Source organism: Solimicrobium silvestre (assembly GCF_002976435.1).
GTDB lineage: Bacteria > Pseudomonadota > Gammaproteobacteria > Burkholderiales > Burkholderiaceae_D > Solimicrobium > Solimicrobium silvestre.
The window spans coordinates 106933-122685 of the sequence record NZ_PUGF01000008.1 but is presented as its reverse complement, the minus strand read 5'-3'; the positions used below and the strand labels follow the sequence as shown (position 1 = coordinate 122685).

18 protein-coding genes are annotated in these 15753 nt (G+C 47.2%); 12 read left to right on the top strand and 6 right to left on the bottom strand.

Features of this window, described 5'->3' with window-relative positions; translation table 11 throughout:
- Positions 1 to 42: 42 nt before the first annotated feature.
- The 3 genes from S2091_RS10100 to S2091_RS10090 all read right to left on the bottom strand — a co-directional run bounded on the left by S2091_RS10100 (position 43) and on the right by S2091_RS10090 (position 1914).
- Entirely contained in the window at positions 43 to 540 is a 498-nt protein-coding gene (locus S2091_RS10100; RefSeq protein WP_105531691.1) for a DUF1203 domain-containing protein, read from the bottom strand.
- Positions 541 to 694: 154 nt separating this feature from the next.
- Positions 695 to 1492 carry a DUF2145 domain-containing protein gene (locus S2091_RS10095; RefSeq protein WP_105531690.1) on the bottom strand — a complete coding sequence of 266 codons (798 nt, stop codon included), beginning with the start codon at positions 1490 to 1492 and terminating at the stop codon, positions 695 to 697.
- The gene (locus S2091_RS10090) at positions 1489 to 1914 is read right to left on the bottom strand and encodes a hypothetical protein (RefSeq protein ID WP_105531689.1); all 426 of its coding nucleotides are present in this window, start codon (positions 1912 to 1914) and stop codon (positions 1489 to 1491) included. Before S2091_RS10090 ends, S2091_RS10095 begins: the two co-directional genes overlap by 4 nt.
- Before the next feature lie 77 nt (positions 1915 to 1991).
- Between S2091_RS10090 and S2091_RS10085 the strand changes: the two genes are divergently transcribed.
- Positions 1992 to 2810, top strand: coding sequence for a helix-turn-helix domain-containing protein (locus tag S2091_RS10085; protein WP_243405385.1), 819 nt, complete (start codon positions 1992 to 1994; stop codon positions 2808 to 2810).
- 179 nt (positions 2811 to 2989) lie between these two features.
- Here the strand turns inward: S2091_RS10085 and S2091_RS10080 are convergent, their stop codons facing one another.
- Genes S2091_RS10080 through S2091_RS10070 form a run of 3 tightly spaced genes read right to left on the bottom strand, consistent with a single transcriptional unit; the run spans position 2990 to position 5142 of the window.
- Entirely contained in the window at positions 2990 to 4138 is a 1149-nt protein-coding gene (locus S2091_RS10080) for a D-alanyl-D-alanine carboxypeptidase family protein (RefSeq protein ID WP_105531754.1), read from the bottom strand.
- A 60-nt stretch (positions 4139 to 4198) separates the two neighbouring features.
- The gene (locus tag S2091_RS10075; protein WP_105531688.1) at positions 4199 to 4819 is read right to left on the bottom strand and encodes an alpha/beta hydrolase; all 621 of its coding nucleotides are present in this window, start codon (positions 4817 to 4819) and stop codon (positions 4199 to 4201) included.
- Complete coding sequence (locus S2091_RS10070; protein WP_105531687.1) at positions 4816 to 5142, bottom strand: (2Fe-2S) ferredoxin domain-containing protein; 327 nt, start codon at positions 5140 to 5142, stop codon at positions 4816 to 4818. The genes S2091_RS10075 and S2091_RS10070 overlap by 4 nt, the downstream gene beginning before the upstream one ends.
- A gap of 421 nt (positions 5143 to 5563) precedes the next feature.
- Between S2091_RS10070 and gshA the strand changes: the two genes are divergently transcribed.
- From gshA to S2091_RS24785, 11 genes are all read left to right on the top strand, one after another.
- Positions 5564 to 6862 (top strand): glutamate--cysteine ligase, encoded by a 1299-nt coding sequence (gshA, locus tag S2091_RS10065; protein ID WP_105531686.1) that lies wholly within the window; start codon positions 5564 to 5566, stop codon positions 6860 to 6862.
- Positions 6863 to 6873: 11 nt separating this feature from the next.
- A complete protein-coding gene (gshB, locus tag S2091_RS10060) occupies positions 6874 to 7806 on the top strand; it encodes a glutathione synthase (RefSeq protein WP_105531685.1) in 933 nt (310 codons plus the stop codon).
- Between the two features lie 3 nt (positions 7807 to 7809).
- A complete protein-coding gene (locus S2091_RS10055) occupies positions 7810 to 8217 on the top strand; it encodes a PTS sugar transporter subunit IIA (RefSeq protein WP_105531684.1) in 408 nt (135 codons plus the stop codon).
- Positions 8218 to 8280: 63 nt separating this feature from the next.
- Positions 8281 to 8550, top strand: coding sequence for an HPr family phosphocarrier protein (locus S2091_RS10050; RefSeq protein WP_105531683.1), 270 nt, complete (start codon positions 8281 to 8283; stop codon positions 8548 to 8550).
- Positions 8551 to 8672: 122 nt separating this feature from the next.
- A complete protein-coding gene (gene ptsP / locus S2091_RS10045; RefSeq protein ID WP_105531682.1) occupies positions 8673 to 10415 on the top strand; it encodes a phosphoenolpyruvate--protein phosphotransferase in 1743 nt (580 codons plus the stop codon).
- A 276-nt stretch (positions 10416 to 10691) separates the two neighbouring features.
- Entirely contained in the window at positions 10692 to 11240 is a 549-nt protein-coding gene (locus S2091_RS10040; RefSeq protein WP_105531681.1) for a hypothetical protein, read from the top strand.
- Positions 11241 to 11574: 334 nt separating this feature from the next.
- Positions 11575 to 13674 (top strand): AsmA family protein, encoded by a 2100-nt coding sequence (locus S2091_RS10035; protein WP_105531680.1) that lies wholly within the window; start codon positions 11575 to 11577, stop codon positions 13672 to 13674.
- 186 nt (positions 13675 to 13860) lie between these two features.
- Positions 13861 to 14145, top strand: coding sequence for a hypothetical protein (locus S2091_RS10030; protein WP_105531679.1), 285 nt, complete (start codon positions 13861 to 13863; stop codon positions 14143 to 14145).
- A complete protein-coding gene (locus tag S2091_RS10025; protein WP_105531678.1) occupies positions 14133 to 14429 on the top strand; it encodes a type II toxin-antitoxin system RelE/ParE family toxin in 297 nt (98 codons plus the stop codon). The genes S2091_RS10030 and S2091_RS10025 overlap by 13 nt, the downstream gene beginning before the upstream one ends.
- A gap of 367 nt (positions 14430 to 14796) precedes the next feature.
- Positions 14797 to 15270, top strand: coding sequence for an SAM-dependent methyltransferase (locus tag S2091_RS10020; RefSeq protein WP_105531677.1), 474 nt, complete (start codon positions 14797 to 14799; stop codon positions 15268 to 15270).
- A 54-nt stretch (positions 15271 to 15324) separates the two neighbouring features.
- Positions 15325 to 15633: a S41 family peptidase gene (locus S2091_RS24785; RefSeq protein WP_105531676.1), complete on the top strand. Its 309-nt coding sequence runs from the start codon at positions 15325 to 15327 to the stop codon at positions 15631 to 15633.
- Positions 15634 to 15753 lie beyond the last annotated feature (120 nt).

The following is a 15753-nucleotide window of genomic DNA, read 5'->3' as shown; positions in this document are numbered from 1 at the left end:
TGAGAGTTAAGTGGTGTGACGGGATTGTAAATGAAGCGATAATTAATTGGTGTATTTTCCTTTACTCCCATCCCCGTCATATCGTTCCACCCGCCCCGCATAGCAACCACGACGTGCGTTATGTACATGCAGATAGCTGGTTTGTGGGTCGGCAAAAAAACGTTCGAATAATTCCGTCACGAGAATTCCTTCAACGATTTCTGCATCGATCATCATATGCTCCGCATTGTAGGCGCGCACTGCCAGCAGCCGCGTTGCCAATATCTCAGGCACGCTATCAACCGTCGTAAAGGCATGCTTAGCCAGTTTTCGTACATAAATAGCGTGGGTGGCGCGGTACGGTGTGTTGGCTGGTTGGTGCTCGAAATTCAATAGCAAAAGTTCTTCGCCGAGTTCGGCATGCGCCATGCTAACTCGGCACGGCATGCCTGGCTCATCCGCAAACAGGCGCCGCGCGCCGATTTTTTCAAGTTCAGCATCCGACAAAGAAAATAAAGGTTGAAACTGGTCCGGTGCCAGACCGAGGATACGAAAAGACATGGCTACTCTCCTTAATGTGTGAGGAGTGCAGTGTATTCGCTGAGGTGTTGAATGACTGGCCGGATTCAGACCTGTAATTTTAAGTAAAGGAGAATAAAAAAGAGTACGCCGTTAGAAAAATTACAGCTACCTGACACTAACGTTATTCAAACCATCAAGGATAAGTAAGCACGATGCGTTTTATTTGTGGGTCGCGCATTTGCATAAACTGATTAATTGACTCAACCGTGACAACGTCGATCTTGCCCGCCATGCGCCTGTCCATTGGGTGATCGTCAAAGGCCACGTTGGCGCGGAACATGCGGGCACCCAGTCGGGTCAGAGCTGGAATATTTAATTCACTGGGCTGATAACCCGCCAGTTTCAGCCAGTTCTGTGCCTGACCGCGATTAGTAATAACAATATCCTTGCTCTGCCCGGCAGCGAGCAATTCCAGCGCCCATTGGTTGGAGTTTTGATATTTGGTCGAAAATGGGAAGGCCAGCATGTTGTAATGCGCGTCGTGTAATTGCAGCGCGACCTTGGTATCAATTAATTCCTTCAATTTCTTTTGCTGGTCTTCATTGGGGATGATCAACATGGTTTCATAGGCAAACACATCGTCCATGAAAAAATTACCCAAACCTTCGTTAAACAAACTGGATTCTGCAGTGCCGCATTGATTTAATTCATGCAGCACATTCCAACGGCCGTTAGGTTCGCGATATACCAAGCCCAAGTGTGAATAGCGCAAATTGTATTTGGATAAATCCTGACCAACCCGTGCAATGATGGCTAACTCCGCGCCGGAATCATCCAGCGCCAGCTTGGTTTTTTGGGCCAGCTCCAGCCCTTTCATGATGGAGGTCGGATTCGACTGGACATCATCACAAGAGCGACCGGCAAAAGCGGGATTGAGCCAGCAACCGACCAGTAACAACAGGCCGCAACTGACTAATTTTAGGCGGGTCATGACCCCACCTTGGAATGATGTATCAGAGCCTGGCCGATTTCATTCGGAATAAACGCCAGTACTGTTCCTGACGCGACCAGCAAATAACCGGTAGCCATGGCACTGGTGTTAATTACTGTGCCTGCTGCCAGAGATATGCCTTGTGCTGCCTGGCCGGATAGTTTTATTGTGGCACTGACGCCGTTGGAAATCCCTTTCACCACAATCACAATGCCATCCGCTCCTACTACAACACTTTCCACGACGATCATGCCAGATGCGGCGACGACACTCATTGAGCCTACTAGAACGAGTCCGGAACCGGCGGATAGCCCGGCTGAACCTTGGGATGGGGCGCAAGATATACAATCCGCAGCCTGCGCATTCAAACTTAAGCTCAAACAAAGCAGCGCCGCTAACATCCCTTGTTTTACTAGTTTCATGGTTCACTCCTGATTAAAGAAGTCGCCAGTATTAGCGAGATTGATACATTCCTCTATGGAAATTATAAAGGCACCAAATGACGATGCCTGTTGTATCATCTTTCGCTACTTTACAAACTTTTGATGCCATGTCTAAAGCAATCACGATTATTGATGCATTGAAGCGCGAATTAAAAAATCGCGACATAACCTATGCCGATTTAGCCGAACGCATCCGCATGTCGGAAGCCAGCGTCAAGCGGATGTTTTCCCAGAAAAATTTCACCTTGCAGCGCTTGGATGAAATTTTACTTGCGGCAGAAATTGATTTTCACGATCTGACCAGTCATGAGCATGAGTCCAAATTAATCTTGGAACTGAGTTACGAGCAGGAGCAAGAGATCATCAGCGATCCGAAGAAATTTTTAGTGGCGGTGTCGGCACTCAATCTGCTTACGTTGGAGCAGATTGTGGATATTTACGCGATGACTGAAGCCGAAGTAGTGGGTTATTTATTGCGTCTGGATAAAATCGGCTTCTTGGAATTGCAGCCGAATAATCGAATTAAGCTGTTGGTAGCACGTACCTTTAAATGGATTTCCAACGGCCCGATCCAGCATTATTTCAAAGCGCAAGCCTATGCGGACTATCTCAATTCGGATTTTGATGGTCAGCACGAAATTATGCGTTTGGTGAATGTAATGCTGTCCAGGCCATCGATAGACCAGTTATTAACGCGCTTAAAACAAGTAGCGCGCGAATTTTCCGAACAACATCAGACTGATGCTAAATTGCCGTTGACTGACAAACACCGGATCAGCTTTATGCTGGCGGCCCGGCCATGGTTACCGGATGAATTTAAAAAGTTGGTGAGAAAAGAATGGCTGGAGAAAAACAGCAAGGAAATGGCTAGGTAGCAGCCTTAATTCGACCTAAATTGAGGATTTTCTATACTCACTATGTTTAAGCTACATTAACTGTACATTACAAAATTTATATATAGTAAGTACGCTGTTCGCCAATCAGGGAAATCAAACTCCATAAAAAAGCGCCGAACTAGTCGGCGCTATCGGGAAACAAATTACCAATTACCCTCTTACTTCAACCACAACCGTATCGAATCCCAAGCGCGGCCAAAAATACTGGCTTGATTTACTGTTTCCAAGGCCATGACCGGAAACTCGGCAACTGGTTTGCCATCGATCATCATCTTCATGGTGCCGATTTTGGCATTTGCGGCGATTGGTGCAACTAAAGGGTCTTTGCGTTCTAATTGCGGTTTAATACGCGCGGCACTGCCTTTTGGCAAGGTTACGTATAAATCGTCAGTAAAGCCGATTTTGATTTTCGCTTGAGTACCTTTCCAAATTTCAGGCGTGTCAATTGCCTGATTTTTTTCGTACAGTTTGACAGTATCAAAATTCAAAAAGCCCCAGTTCAACAGTTTTAAACTTTCCTGCGCACGTACTTGGTCGCTGGTTGCGCCTAACACTACTGAGATTAAACGACGTTCGCCGGTACCGTTGGGACGTTTCGCCGATGAAACCAGGCAAAAGCCAGCTGCCGCAGTGTGGCCAGTTTTCATGCCATCGACGGTTGGGTCTAACCACAGCAAGCGGTTGCGGTTAGGTTGGGTAATTTTGTTATAGGTAAAGCTTTTGGTGGAGTAAAACGTTTTGTAATACTCAGGGAACTCCACAATTAAATGCTGTGCAATTCTCGCCAAATCTTGCGCGGTAGAATAATTTTGTGGGTCAGGCAAACCATGTGGATTGGCAAAGTGGGTGGCTTTGAGTCCCATCCGCTCTACTTCACGGTTCATCAACACGGCAAACGCTTCTTCGCTACCTGCTACCGTTTCGGCCAGCGCTACCGCTGCATCATTGCCAGATTGCACGATTAAACCGTACAGCAAATCATTAACCGTGACCGGTGTTTTTGGTTCAATGAACATTTTGGAACTATCGGAATCGACTTTCCAAGCTTTGACCGAGACATTAACCAATTGCTCCATCGTCACTTTTTTGTCGCGCAGTGCTTCAAACACTAAGTACGCGGTCATGATTTTGGTCAGCGATGCAGGTTCAATCCGCATTTCAGGATTCTCAGAAGCAATGATTTGATTGCTGGTGGTATCTAATAACAACCACGATTTAGCCGCGATGGTTGGTGCAGGCATGGTTTGCGCCTGTGCGGAGCTGAAAACCGCAAGGCAGAGAAGAGAAAGTGCTAGAAGTTTTTTCATAATAGATTGATTTAATACCAAATAAAACACAAAGACAGATTGTGACATTAAACGCTTAAGCTACCAAAGCGCTGTTACTAAATTTTTAATATGGTGCAATTTGCGGTGGAAAAAGTGGTCCGCACCAGGAATAACTGTAACGGGGATGTCTTGCGGACGCGCCCAATCAAATACATCGGTTAATGGGATAGTTGTGTCTTGTTCACCGTGGATCAGGATGGTGCTAGCAGGAACTTCGCCCATTTCCCATTTGCCTGCTGCACATCCTATTAATACCAGGCGTTGTGGTGGTGAGTTTTGTGCCGCCAGCAAACGTTGTAAACGGCTTTGAACAAAGGTGCCGAATGAAAAGCCGGATAGTGCCAATGGCAGATCAGGGTACAAAGTTTGCATGTGTGCTAACAAAATCTGCATGTCCTCAGTTTCACCAATGCCATGGTCATGAACACCTTCGGATTGCTCAACACCGCGAAAATTCATTCGCGCGGTCGCGTAACCCAATGCCACAAAGGTGCGCGCCAAAGTTTGCGCGACTTTGTTGTCCATCGTGCCGCCGTATAAAGGATGCGGATGAGCAACTAAAGCGATGCCGATTGGCGCTTGGTCAAGCGGTAAGTCCAGCGCGCATTGCATTTGGCCAGCGCCGCCAGTCAGGAAAAAAGAGCGTGTTTGAGCATTCATGCTGGATCTATTAATAAGCGTTGAACAATTTTCCCATGCACCAGATGGGAATCAATAATTTCATCAATATCGTGATTGTCGACAAAGGTATACCAAGTGCCTTCTGGATAAACTACCAACACTGGTCCCGCATCACAGCGATCCAGGCAGCCGGCCTGATTGATGCGAATCTTACCCGGGCCGCTTAAATTCAATTCCTTAATACGCTGTTTGGCATATTTTTGCGAAGCCAGCGCGCCACAATCGGCGCAGCTAGCGCGTCCGTCATCGCGTTGATTCACGCAAAAAAACACATGATGTTGAAAAAATAAAGGTTCAGTCATGGGGATATGGGATGTAATAAGTAAATAATAAGTGGGCCAACGCTGATGTCGTGCTGTAACAAAAGACGTATTGTAAGCCTTATGCAGCAATCTGTTGTTTGCTGCATTCGCTGATAAAGCGCAGGCAAAAAACGCAAAAAATACGCAACACTTGGTGTAAAGTTGTATTTCGGCAAAATAACAGAATTATCGTTGTTGGCAAAATAAACGCAACGTAGCTTGGACTTGTTCAAGGGATATCAGGTCAGCGCTCTATTTATTATGTGCGACGGTATCTTGATAATTACCGCCTTACCCCAAATTATGTTGCCATCACTCAAGAACGTAAAATGGTAAATCCGGCTAAAATTGTTTTTTATTCGTATTTTGTTGTTACTTACGTTATTGAATCGTTTGCTCGTCATCCCGCTTAAGGTTATCTATGGTCCCACATCTTGTTACTGCCTTAAATGGCCCGCTGCTTGAACTAGAAAAGAAAATATTAGAAGCAACGCCTGCGATTGAGCGCTGGTTCCGTCTGGAATGGCAAGAGCACACGCCACCGTTTTATTGTTCAGTCGATTTACGCAATTCCGGTTTTAAGCTAGCGCCAGTCGATACCAATTTGTATCCGGGCGGTTTTAATAATTTAGCGCCGGAAATGTTGCCGTTGGCGGTGCAGGCTGCGATGGCTGCCGTAGAAAAATATTGCCCAGACGCTAAAAATTTATTGTTGATTCCTGAACGCCATACCCGCAATACCTTCTATCTGCAAAACGTTGCGCGTCTGATGCAAATTTTCAGACAAACCGGTTTGAATGTACGTTTGGGTAGTTTGTCTGAAGACATTAAAGAGCCAACCAATCTGGAATTGCCGGATGGCTCTATTCTCACTATGGAACCGCTAGAGCGCTCTGCCAATGGCCGTCGCTTAGGGTTGGCCGGTTTTGATCCGTGCACCATTTTGCTGAATAACGATTTATCCGCCGGGATTCCCTCTATTCTGGAAAACCTGAACGAACAAACTTTATTGCCACCGTTGCACGCCGGTTGGGCGGTGCGTCGTAAAACCAATCATTTTGCCGCTTACGATGAAGTCGTTAAAAAATTCGCCAAGATCGTCGATGTTGATCCGTGGATGTTGAATCCGTATTTTGCCAAAGCATCGCAAATTAATTTCCATGAACGGATCGGTGAAGATCTGCTGGCTGCGCAAGTCGATGCGGTTTTAACCAAGATCCGCAAAAAATACAAAGAATATGGCATCAAAGAAAAACCGTTTGTGATCGTTAAAGCAGATGCCGGTACTTATGGCATGGGCATTATGACCGTGCGCGATGCAAGCGACGTGAAAGATTTGAATCGTAAGCAGCGTAACAAAATGGCCGTTGTAAAAGAAGGCCTGGAAGTCAGTGATGTGATTATTCAAGAAGGTGTACATACGTTTGAACAAATCAACGAAGCCGTCGCCGAGCCGGTGGTGTACATGATGGATCGTTATGTAGTAGGCGGTTTTTATCGGGTGCATTCTGACCGTGGCGTGGATGAAAACTTGAATGCGCCGGGTGCGCACTTTGTGCCATTGGCGTTTGCTCAGCAACATGCTTTACCAGACGTGCATGCTAAACCGGGCACTGCATCACCGAACCGTTTTTATATGTACGGCGTGGTTGCGCGATTGGCTTTGCTGGCAGCTTCTTTGGAATTAGAAAAGACTGATCCAAATCCTGAAGTCTATTAAGTGAGTGCCGAATGAAAATCGCTTTTTTAACCGATCCACTCGACGACTTCAAAATCTATAAAGACACCACTTTTGCGATGATGCGTGAAGCCGCCAAGCGCGGCCACGAGTTGTATGCCTTTATGCCGAAAGACATGGCGTTGGAGGGCGCGCAAGTTGTGGCGCAAGTGCGGCGCATTCACTTAACTGGTCAGGAGGTCTGGTATCAGGCTGAAGCGCCAGAAGAGCGGCGTTTAAATGAGTTTGATGCCGTGTTGCAGCGCAAAGATCCGCCGTTTGATATGGAATATGTGTATGCCACCTATTTGCTTGAGCTAGCGGAGCAGAGCGGCGCACGGGTATTTAATAAGCCTGCGGCGATTCGTGGTCACAATGAAAAACTCAGCATTGCGCAGTTTCCGCAATTTACCGCGCCCACTCTGGTTACCAGCGACGAAGTCCGTTTACGGCGCTTTCATGCCGAGCATCAAGATATTATCCTGAAGCCGTTAGATGGCATGGGCGGAGCCGGTGTTTTTAAAGTCAGCGCCGATGGCTTGAATTTAGGTTCGATTATTGAGACCTTAACCGGCAACGGTACGCGCACGATTATGGCGCAGCGTTATATTCCTGAAATTACGTTGGGCGACAAACGAATACTGCTGATCGGCGGCAAAGTCGTGCCCTTTTCCTTGGCAAGAATTCCGCAAGGAAGCGAAGTGCGCGGTAATCTGGCGGCGGGTGGTGTTGGTGTGGCGCAACCATTGTCGGCGCGCGATACGGAAATTGCCGAAGCGTTGGCACCGATTTTAGCGCAACGCGGTTTATTATTAGTCGGTTGTGATGTCATAGGGAACTTCTTAACCGAAGTGAATGTCACTAGCCCTACTTGTTTCCAGGAAATAACTCAACAAACAGGGTTTGATGTTGCTGCACTGTTTATTGATGAATTAGAGCGAGCATAAGTAATGGTTGGAATCCTCATCATGGCGCATGCACCGCTAGGCAATGCCTTTATAACGGCTGCTCGACATGTGTTTAGATGCATGCCTGAGCATCTTGAGGCAATTGATGTGATGCCAGATCAAAATCCGGAAGAAGTGATTCAGCTCGCCAAACTGGCGATTGCGCGTCTGAATTTAGGTAATGGGGTGTTGGTTTTGACGGATGTATGTGGTGGAACTCCTTCCAATTGCAGCCAAAAACTGGATGCGTTGGACCAAGTTGCGGTGTTGGCGGGCTTGAGTTTACCGATGTTGCTGCGGGCCCTTACCTATCGTCATGATAATTTGGACGTGGTGTTTGAAATGGCACAGGCCGGTGCACAAAATGGTGCAGTGAGAGTAGATAACCGTTTGCGGATAGCGCCAGGCTAATAGGACAATTAGGTGCTATGCGTTACAACACAAACAATTAATTCAAAAGTAAAAAGGGAATATATGGTGCAGGTGGAATTGGAAATTGTTAATAAGCTTGGTCTCCATGCGCGAGCATCGGCTAAATTCACGCAATTGGCATCAAAATACGCATCGGAAGTTTGGGTTATGCGGAACAATAAACGAGTCAACGGCAAATCGATTATGGGTGTGATGATGTTGGCGGCCGGTAAAGGCAGCCGGATTACCCTGGAAACGACCGGTACCGACGAACAAGAATGCAGCACTGCTATTGCTACCTTAATCGCCGAAAAATTTGGTGAAGGGGAGTAATAAGGTCGTAAAAGCTGAGGTAACAGCGGTAGTTAGCAAGGGACGGCGCTACCAATTTACCGTAACAAAATCGTCAGCCAATAATACAAATTAAAAACAAAAATTAAAAATAACGGAGAAACATGGCCTCATTTACATTGCAAGGTATACCTGTTTCACGCGGAATTGCGATAGGTCGTGCGCATTTGTTGCGCCCTGCTGCGTTGGAAGTGCAGCATTACCTGGTGGGGCAAGAGCAAGTCGAGGCGGAAGTACTGCGGCTGCAAAATGCCCTGGCAGAAGCAGAGCGTGAGTTGCAAAAAATCTGGTCTGATTTACCTGCTGATGCGCCCTCCGAGTTGGGTGCATTTTTGGATGTGCATTCGCTGTTTTTGTCCGATCCGATGTTGGCGCAAGCGCCGTTGGAAATTATCCGCACCCGTCATTACAACGCGGAATGGGCTTTGGTCACTCAAATTGATGTGCTGTTAGCGCAGTTTGATGAAATTGAAGACGACTACCTGCGGGAACGCAAAGCCGATATCGAACAAGTCGCTGACCGTCTGTTAAAACTACTGACCGGCAGCGCCACTACACTGCCCCCGAATGCGGGCGTGGATGAATTAAATACCCACATGATCGTCGTGGCGCGTGATATTTCACCGGCCGACATGATGCAATTCCAAGACTCTGCCTTCGTTGGTTTTGTAACCGATGAAGGTGGACGCAGCTCGCATACCGCCATTGTTTCTCGTAGTTTAGGTATTCCGGCCGTGGTGGGAATGGGTAACGCCAGTCATTTAATTCAGCAAGACGACTGGTTAATTATTGACAGCGTAGCTGGCGTGGTGATCGTCGCCCCGCAGCAGATTATTCTTGACGAATATCGCGAAAAGCAAGCAGCAATTCAACGCTTCCGTAAAAAACTCGCCAAGTTAAAAAAGACCTCGGCAGTTACCAAAGACGGCACGCCAATTACCCTGTTAGCCAATATCGAATTACCAGAGCATGCTGCCGCCGCGAATGAAGTTGGTGCTTCCGGCGTAGGTTTGTTTCGATCTGAATTCCTGTTCATGGGACGCGACGGCATCTTGCCTTCTGAAGAGGAACAGTTTGAAGCATATCGCGCTACCGTGCAGGCTATGAAAGGCCGGCCAGTTACGATACGCACCTTGGACGTCGGTGCCGACAAGCCTCTGGATGAAGCTGATGTTGCCACCTTGAACCCGGCCTTGGGTTTGCGTGCGATCCGTTATTGCCTGGCCGAGCCGCAATTATTCTTAACCCAATTGCGAGCGATTTTGCGCGCTTCGGCGTTTGGCAAGGTCAATATCCTGATTCCGATGTTGTCGCATTTGTTTGAAATTGATCAAACGCTGGCGATGGTGGCGCAAGCCAAACAGCAACTGATTTTGCAGGGTATTGCATTTGATGCTGACATTAAAGTGGGGGCGATGATAGAAGTACCGGCAGCTGCACTGAGCTTGCCGATGTTCGTCAAAAAAATGGATTTTCTCTCCATCGGCACCAACGATTTAATTCAATACACCTTGGCAATCGACCGTGCCGATTACGCTGTAGCGCATTTGTACGATGATGTGCATCCTGCGATTTTGCAGCTGCTCGCGATGACGGTCGCAGCGGCGGATAAGGCGGGAATTCCAGTCGCAATTTGCGGTGGCATGGCCGGTGATATCAAGCTGACGCGTTTGTTGCTGGGAATGGGTTTTAGAGAGCTTTCCATGCCGCCTGCGCAACTGCTGGAAATTAAACAGGAAGTGATGAATATCGATTTGCTGCTGTTTAATCCCATTATCAAAAAAATCTTACGCAGCTATGAGCCGGAAGTGATCGCGGAAGGTATCCGCGCATTGCAGTTGTTGTGATCAATCAGGGATCATATAAATGCGTAAATAAGCCTTATTTACGCATTTATTTTCGTCTTTTATACATCCTCATGTTGGAGTATTTTTTTAATTAATTTTTCAAATCGATGAGTTTCTGTAATACTGAAATGAGTTGTCAGTCAGTATATTTTGGTGATCGACGCTTCACGGCACAAATAAGACAACCATTTAAATAATGGGGGCGAATAAAGATGCTCACATCTAGGTTGTTAGATAACTGCGAATACTTACTTGACGCTTATAACGGAAGACACCATGAATGCCGACCTCAAAAACTTCAGAGAATGGTATGTGTACACCCTAAACGGAATGTATCCAAGGCGTGAATCCGGCATCGCAGTTTTCATACTTTCGCTTCCTCTTCTCGAACGCTACCTTCGGCAGAAAAACGGACTCACCCCGAGCGACGGCCTCTCTGACGCGTGTATGACTGATTTGTATAACCTGTTCGGAGCTCTAGCAAATGTGCAGGTTGCTAGAAAGTTCTGGAATGTTTATCGCAATGGCTTTTTGCATGAAGCCACGCTTTCTCTGAAAACGAGTGGTGGTAAGGACTTACCTGTAGGCGTGCTAAGTCACGACATACAAGATGCTATTACAGTCGAAGCTAACGGAAGTTTCTTGGTTCATCCAGTTCTCTTTAGCCAATGTGTCATACAAGTAATTGAGAAAAATTTTGCCGTTTTCTCTGGCGCAGGCACTTCATTGCCAACTGTCAATCGGTACAAACTCATTCCTGAGCCACCGAGTGGGCCACATTTCTACGAAGGAACAAGCGCAGCTTGGGTACCAAAGAAACCATGAGACGATAGGCAAGTCTTATTAAAGCGCTTGGATACTAATGGGGGGCTTTCATGAACTGCCTATGTCTCTTGTGGACAGAGACCACCAGTGTTCAGGACGACATGTTGAATGCCTGCTGCTTCCATTGCGGACATTGGAAGAAAAAAGCTATTTTCCAATTTTTAAATTGTTGTCTGTAATTAAAGAATGGCGGCAATGAGACGATAAAAAGTCGGCTCTGATTGACGACCCCTGATAATACCCATTGTCTGCTAGCGTACAGACTTCACCTTGAAATTCTTGTAAACAAGGTTATGGCAAGTCGGAAGACTTAGCCCAATATCCTGGAAAAGTCATGCCTGCAAAATTTCTTAAAATTCTGTTCTACATCACAGCACCCCTATTGCTCATCGTCGTTATTTCTATGACGTTGTTATTTACGTACGATTGGAACCAAGCGCGGCCATTCATTAACCGTACAGTATCAAGTAGCATTGGCCGTGACTTTGCAGTGCGTGGTGATCTGAAAATACAGCTTATATCTGGATCGCAGACGGAGTCTGGCTGGGAGCGTTATCTGACTACTCTTCCCATCCTGCGTATTAGCGCTGACGACGTACAAATCAGCAATCCTTCCTGGAGCCATGTCGGCGCTCAAATGGCAAGCGCACGCCGTGTTGTTGTGTTGTTGAAGCCGTTCGCGCTTCTGAGTAAGGAAGCGATTGTGACCGAACTTGATTTGGATACGCCGCTGGTCGTGCTCGAACGGCGGGCTGATGGAAGCAACAGTTGGTCGTTGCCAGATAACGGGCCATCGACTTGGGCTGTACAGATACAGCGTCTGGCCTTCGCCGATGGCAATATGCGTTACGTCGACTACGGCATCAATCTCGATTTACACGCTCGGGCTACTTCGGTTGCCGGTGATGCCTTAGCTGCGCCGGATCAAACTAAAAATGCCCTGACAGCGCAGCAATTCGGCCTTCAATTTATTCTTGGCGGCACTTACCATCACGCAGCTATATCTGGCAGTGGCAAGTTGGGCTCGGTGCTGACCCTGGAAAACAAAAGCACAGTTTTTCCGATACAGGCGGATATGCAGATCGGCGCAAACAAGATTGCATTCAATGGCGTTATCACCGACCCGCGCGCACCCTCCGGCATCAACGTGGAACTGACACTGGGCGGCACCAGCCTAGCGGCGCTCTACCCATTGACCGGTGTGCTGTTGCCTGAAACTGCGGCATACAAGACGCGTGGCCGTTTGCTGGGGCAAAAGGAACACGCTAATTGGAACTGGACCTATCAAAATTTCATTGGTACCGTCGGCGCGAGTGATCTGGCTGGCACGCTGCAGTATGTCTACCGTTTGCCGCGTCCACTTTTGCGCGGTGCCGTAACGTCTAACCAGTTGAGATTGGATGATCTCGGCCCGATAATCGGCGCAGATAGCAATGAACATAAAATAGCGCGTGGCGAGGCGCCGATTCAGCCTGACGGAAAAGCCTTGCCGGTCGAGCAATTCCATACTGCTCAGTGGGGAGCGCTTGATGCTGACGTGAAATTCAGCGGAAAACATTTGATCCGGACTCACGATATTCCGCTCGACAACATCGTCACAGATATTCATTTAGAGAACAAGGTACTCAGCCTGGCGCCGCTGTACTTTGGACTGGCCGGTGGTGACGTTACATCCAATATTGTGTTGGACGGTCGGAAGCCCGCGATTGATGCGCAGATAAAAATGGCGGCGCGTAACCTACAACTACGCGAGTTGTTCCCGACGCTGCAATCGATGAAAGCGAGTTTTGGAGAGATTAATGGCGATGCCGCATTGACTGGGCACGGCAATTCGGTATCGGCGATGCTCGCCAGCTCGAATGGAGAGTTGGTCGCAACGATGAGTCAGGGATCGGTAAGTCGGTATATCTTGGAGGCAGCCGGACTGAACGTTGCAAATGTGTTGTTCGTGAAAATGTTTGGCGATAAACAAGTGCGGTTGAACTGTTTGGTGAGTGATTTTGCCGTTAATGCGGGTGTGGCCGGGGTGCGGCATTTTGTTATAGATACCGACGACGCTATCGTTAATATAACCGGCGAAGTAGATCTGTCCCGCGAACTGTTAAATCTGGATGTGCGGCCTAATACTAAGGGAATGCGCATATTTTCCTTGCGTTCACCACTGTACGCCAAGGGCAGTTTCGAGCATCCAGATGTTGGCCCCTACAAGGGCCCGCTTGTGCTGAGGGCTACGGCAGCGATTGCACTAGCGGCTCTGTCCCCGCCAGCCGCTGCGTTGGCCTCGGTGAACTTGGGTACGACACCGATCATTGACTGTCCAGCGGAGTTGAACAAAGCGCTACGGACGCGTAGTGCACCAAAGTCTGAGCCGACTGCATCTCCCGCCGGGCGGGTCAGTAATAAGGAAATTCAAAAAAGTCGTGAGGAAAAATAAGATTGCCCTGCGGGTAAAGTTCCTACGCGAGCATAGTCATTTAAGTTATTAACGGTAGTTACATTGATATCGTATTGACGGCTGTAGGCGTTTTCAAGGAGCATTTGATTTCAGCCAGTAGGTAAGCTTGTTATGCCTTGTAGCTGGTGTTACCATAGTAACACCGTTTAATTGAAGGAGTCAGGTATGTCCACCACGTCGTTGAAACTTCCCGATAATCTCAAGCAACGTGCCGTTGCTGCTGCACAGCTGCAAGGTGTATCCACGCACGCATTCATGATCAATGCGATCGAGCAGGCTGCCATCGCAGCGGAATGTCGGGCTAATTTTATTGCGGAAGCGCATGCAGCGCGGAAGCAGATGTTGGAAGTCGATCAAGGCTATGACGCCGACGAAGTTCATGCGTACATTCAAGAACGCATCGCAGGTAAAAAAATTGCGCAGCCAAAGGCAAGATCTTGGCGCGGTTAATTTATTCGCAGATTGCGCTGCGCGACCTTGAAAAACTGACCGATTTCTTGCTTGAGACTGATCCATTAGCGGCTACGGAGACGGTTGAGTTAATCGAAGAGGCGGTCGTCATATTGAAGCATCATCCGTTGATAGGCCGGCTAGTCGAATTGGATCTGCGAGAATTGGTTATTTCTCGCGGCAAGACTGGTTATATTGCTTTGTATAGCTTTGAGGTTGACCAGAATGCCGTTTTGATACTCGCAATTCGCCATCAACGCGAGGCCGGGTATGCTGGTGGATGATGTCATCAAAGCGCTCAGGGCTGCAATCATCAATGCCGAGCGGGCTAGCATTCCTACATTTAGGGTAATTTGTTGGAATGTTAGCGCATGACTCTTTTTGAATTCCAAACTCCATAAGTCGGTGACACCGACGTCAACTCCCGCTTGAAACAGCAAGGTGCTGATCTTGCCGCGCTATCGGTTCTTGTGCCGTGGAAAATGCCTTCTACTCGCGTCTGGCGTATTGATGATTATGTTGCTTTTACAGGCAATAAAGTTGCTTTTTCTAAATTTGTGTTAATGTTTTAAATCGATGAATGGCTGACAGTTCACTTTAGTAATGCTGCCTTTCACTATATTTTTCAAATCAGACTCCAAAGAGATTTATATGGATATACAAATACAATCAATTGGTGTTGTAGATGCTATTCGACCACATGCTGAAGATGATTTTTGGGGCGGCGAGGAATCTTGCATAACGCTTTCAGATCAATTCGAACCTGAAGCACTGCTAGGCCTGTCTGAGTTTTCTCATATTGAAATTATTTTTTTATTTCATGAGGTTGACCCTGCAAAAATTGTCTTCGGTGCACGTCATCCGCGCAATAATTTGAATTGGCCAAAAGTAGGTATTTTTGCGCAACGAGGCAAGAATAGACCAAACAGACTTGGGAGCACAATTTGCCGTCTAATTCGTGTACATGGAAATCAATTATTTGTTTCCGAACTTGATGCTATTAATGAAACGCCAATAGTTGATATTAAGCCTGTGATGTCGGAATTTTTGCCGCGTCATGATGTCAGCCAACCGAAATGGTCACATGAAATCATGAATGAATATTGGCTTGAAAAAGCTAAATAGAATGTAAATTGACGGCGGGCTTATGGCCGGCCTTGTATTTGGCGGCGAAAGTCGATGCGTAGGGGAGCCTGGCGAGGGCATGTTTATGTGTTGGTCGATAATAAAACCACATCTTCGGTCGAAATGTTCGCTTCTCAAATGAAAGATAGTGGCATTGCTAAAATTGTCGGTAGTCAATCAGGAGGAACTGGTTGCGGATTTATGGCTGAAGGAAAGCCGCTTGAATTACCCAATTCAAAATTGAGATTTTGGATACCAAATTGTGCTCGGTTGCGTAGCGACATGGTTATTAATTCAACCATTTTTCTAAAGCATTCATTGGGCTATCAGAGCATATTTAAATCATATACGGCGTATCAGTAGTGTCCCAACGTTCTCACGCCAGGAGCTTGTAAGTTAATGATTTACTTGCATAAAACGACGAATTTGTTTGGTCTCGATTTGAACGTCGAGGCGCAAAATAGGTGCTTTTTGCGGATTTCC

Coding starts and splice junctions, on each gene's coding strand:
- S2091_RS10085 (WP_243405385.1), top strand. CDS start 1,992: ATGACGATGCCTGTTGTATCATCTTTCGCTACTTTACAAACTTTTGAT.
- S2091_RS10050 (WP_105531683.1), top strand. CDS start 8,281: ATGGTGCAGGTGGAATTGGAAATTGTTAATAAGCTTGGTCTCCATGCG.
- S2091_RS24785 (WP_105531676.1), top strand. CDS start 15,325: ATGCGTAGGGGAGCCTGGCGAGGGCATGTTTATGTGTTGGTCGATAAT.
- S2091_RS10075 (WP_105531688.1), bottom strand. CDS start 4,819: ATGAATGCTCAAACACGCTCTTTTTTCCTGACTGGCGGCGCTGGCCAA.
- ptsP (WP_105531682.1), top strand. CDS start 8,673: ATGGCCTCATTTACATTGCAAGGTATACCTGTTTCACGCGGAATTGCG.
- gshB (WP_105531685.1), top strand. CDS start 6,874: ATGAAAATCGCTTTTTTAACCGATCCACTCGACGACTTCAAAATCTAT.
- S2091_RS10040 (WP_105531681.1), top strand. CDS start 10,692: ATGAATGCCGACCTCAAAAACTTCAGAGAATGGTATGTGTACACCCTA.
- S2091_RS10035 (WP_105531680.1), top strand. CDS start 11,575: ATGCCTGCAAAATTTCTTAAAATTCTGTTCTACATCACAGCACCCCTA.
- S2091_RS10055 (WP_105531684.1), top strand. CDS start 7,810: ATGGTTGGAATCCTCATCATGGCGCATGCACCGCTAGGCAATGCCTTT.
- S2091_RS10020 (WP_105531677.1), top strand. CDS start 14,797: ATGGATATACAAATACAATCAATTGGTGTTGTAGATGCTATTCGACCA.
- S2091_RS10100 (WP_105531691.1), bottom strand. CDS start 540: ATGTCTTTTCGTATCCTCGGTCTGGCACCGGACCAGTTTCAACCTTTA.
- S2091_RS10080 (WP_105531754.1), bottom strand. CDS start 4,138: ATGAAAAAACTTCTAGCACTTTCTCTTCTCTGCCTTGCGGTTTTCAGC.
- S2091_RS10090 (WP_105531689.1), bottom strand. CDS start 1,914: ATGAAACTAGTAAAACAAGGGATGTTAGCGGCGCTGCTTTGTTTGAGC.
- S2091_RS10095 (WP_105531690.1), bottom strand. CDS start 1,492: ATGACCCGCCTAAAATTAGTCAGTTGCGGCCTGTTGTTACTGGTCGGT.
- S2091_RS10070 (WP_105531687.1), bottom strand. CDS start 5,142: ATGACTGAACCTTTATTTTTTCAACATCATGTGTTTTTTTGCGTGAAT.
- gshA (WP_105531686.1), top strand. CDS start 5,564: ATGGTCCCACATCTTGTTACTGCCTTAAATGGCCCGCTGCTTGAACTA.
- S2091_RS10030 (WP_105531679.1), top strand. CDS start 13,861: ATGTCCACCACGTCGTTGAAACTTCCCGATAATCTCAAGCAACGTGCC.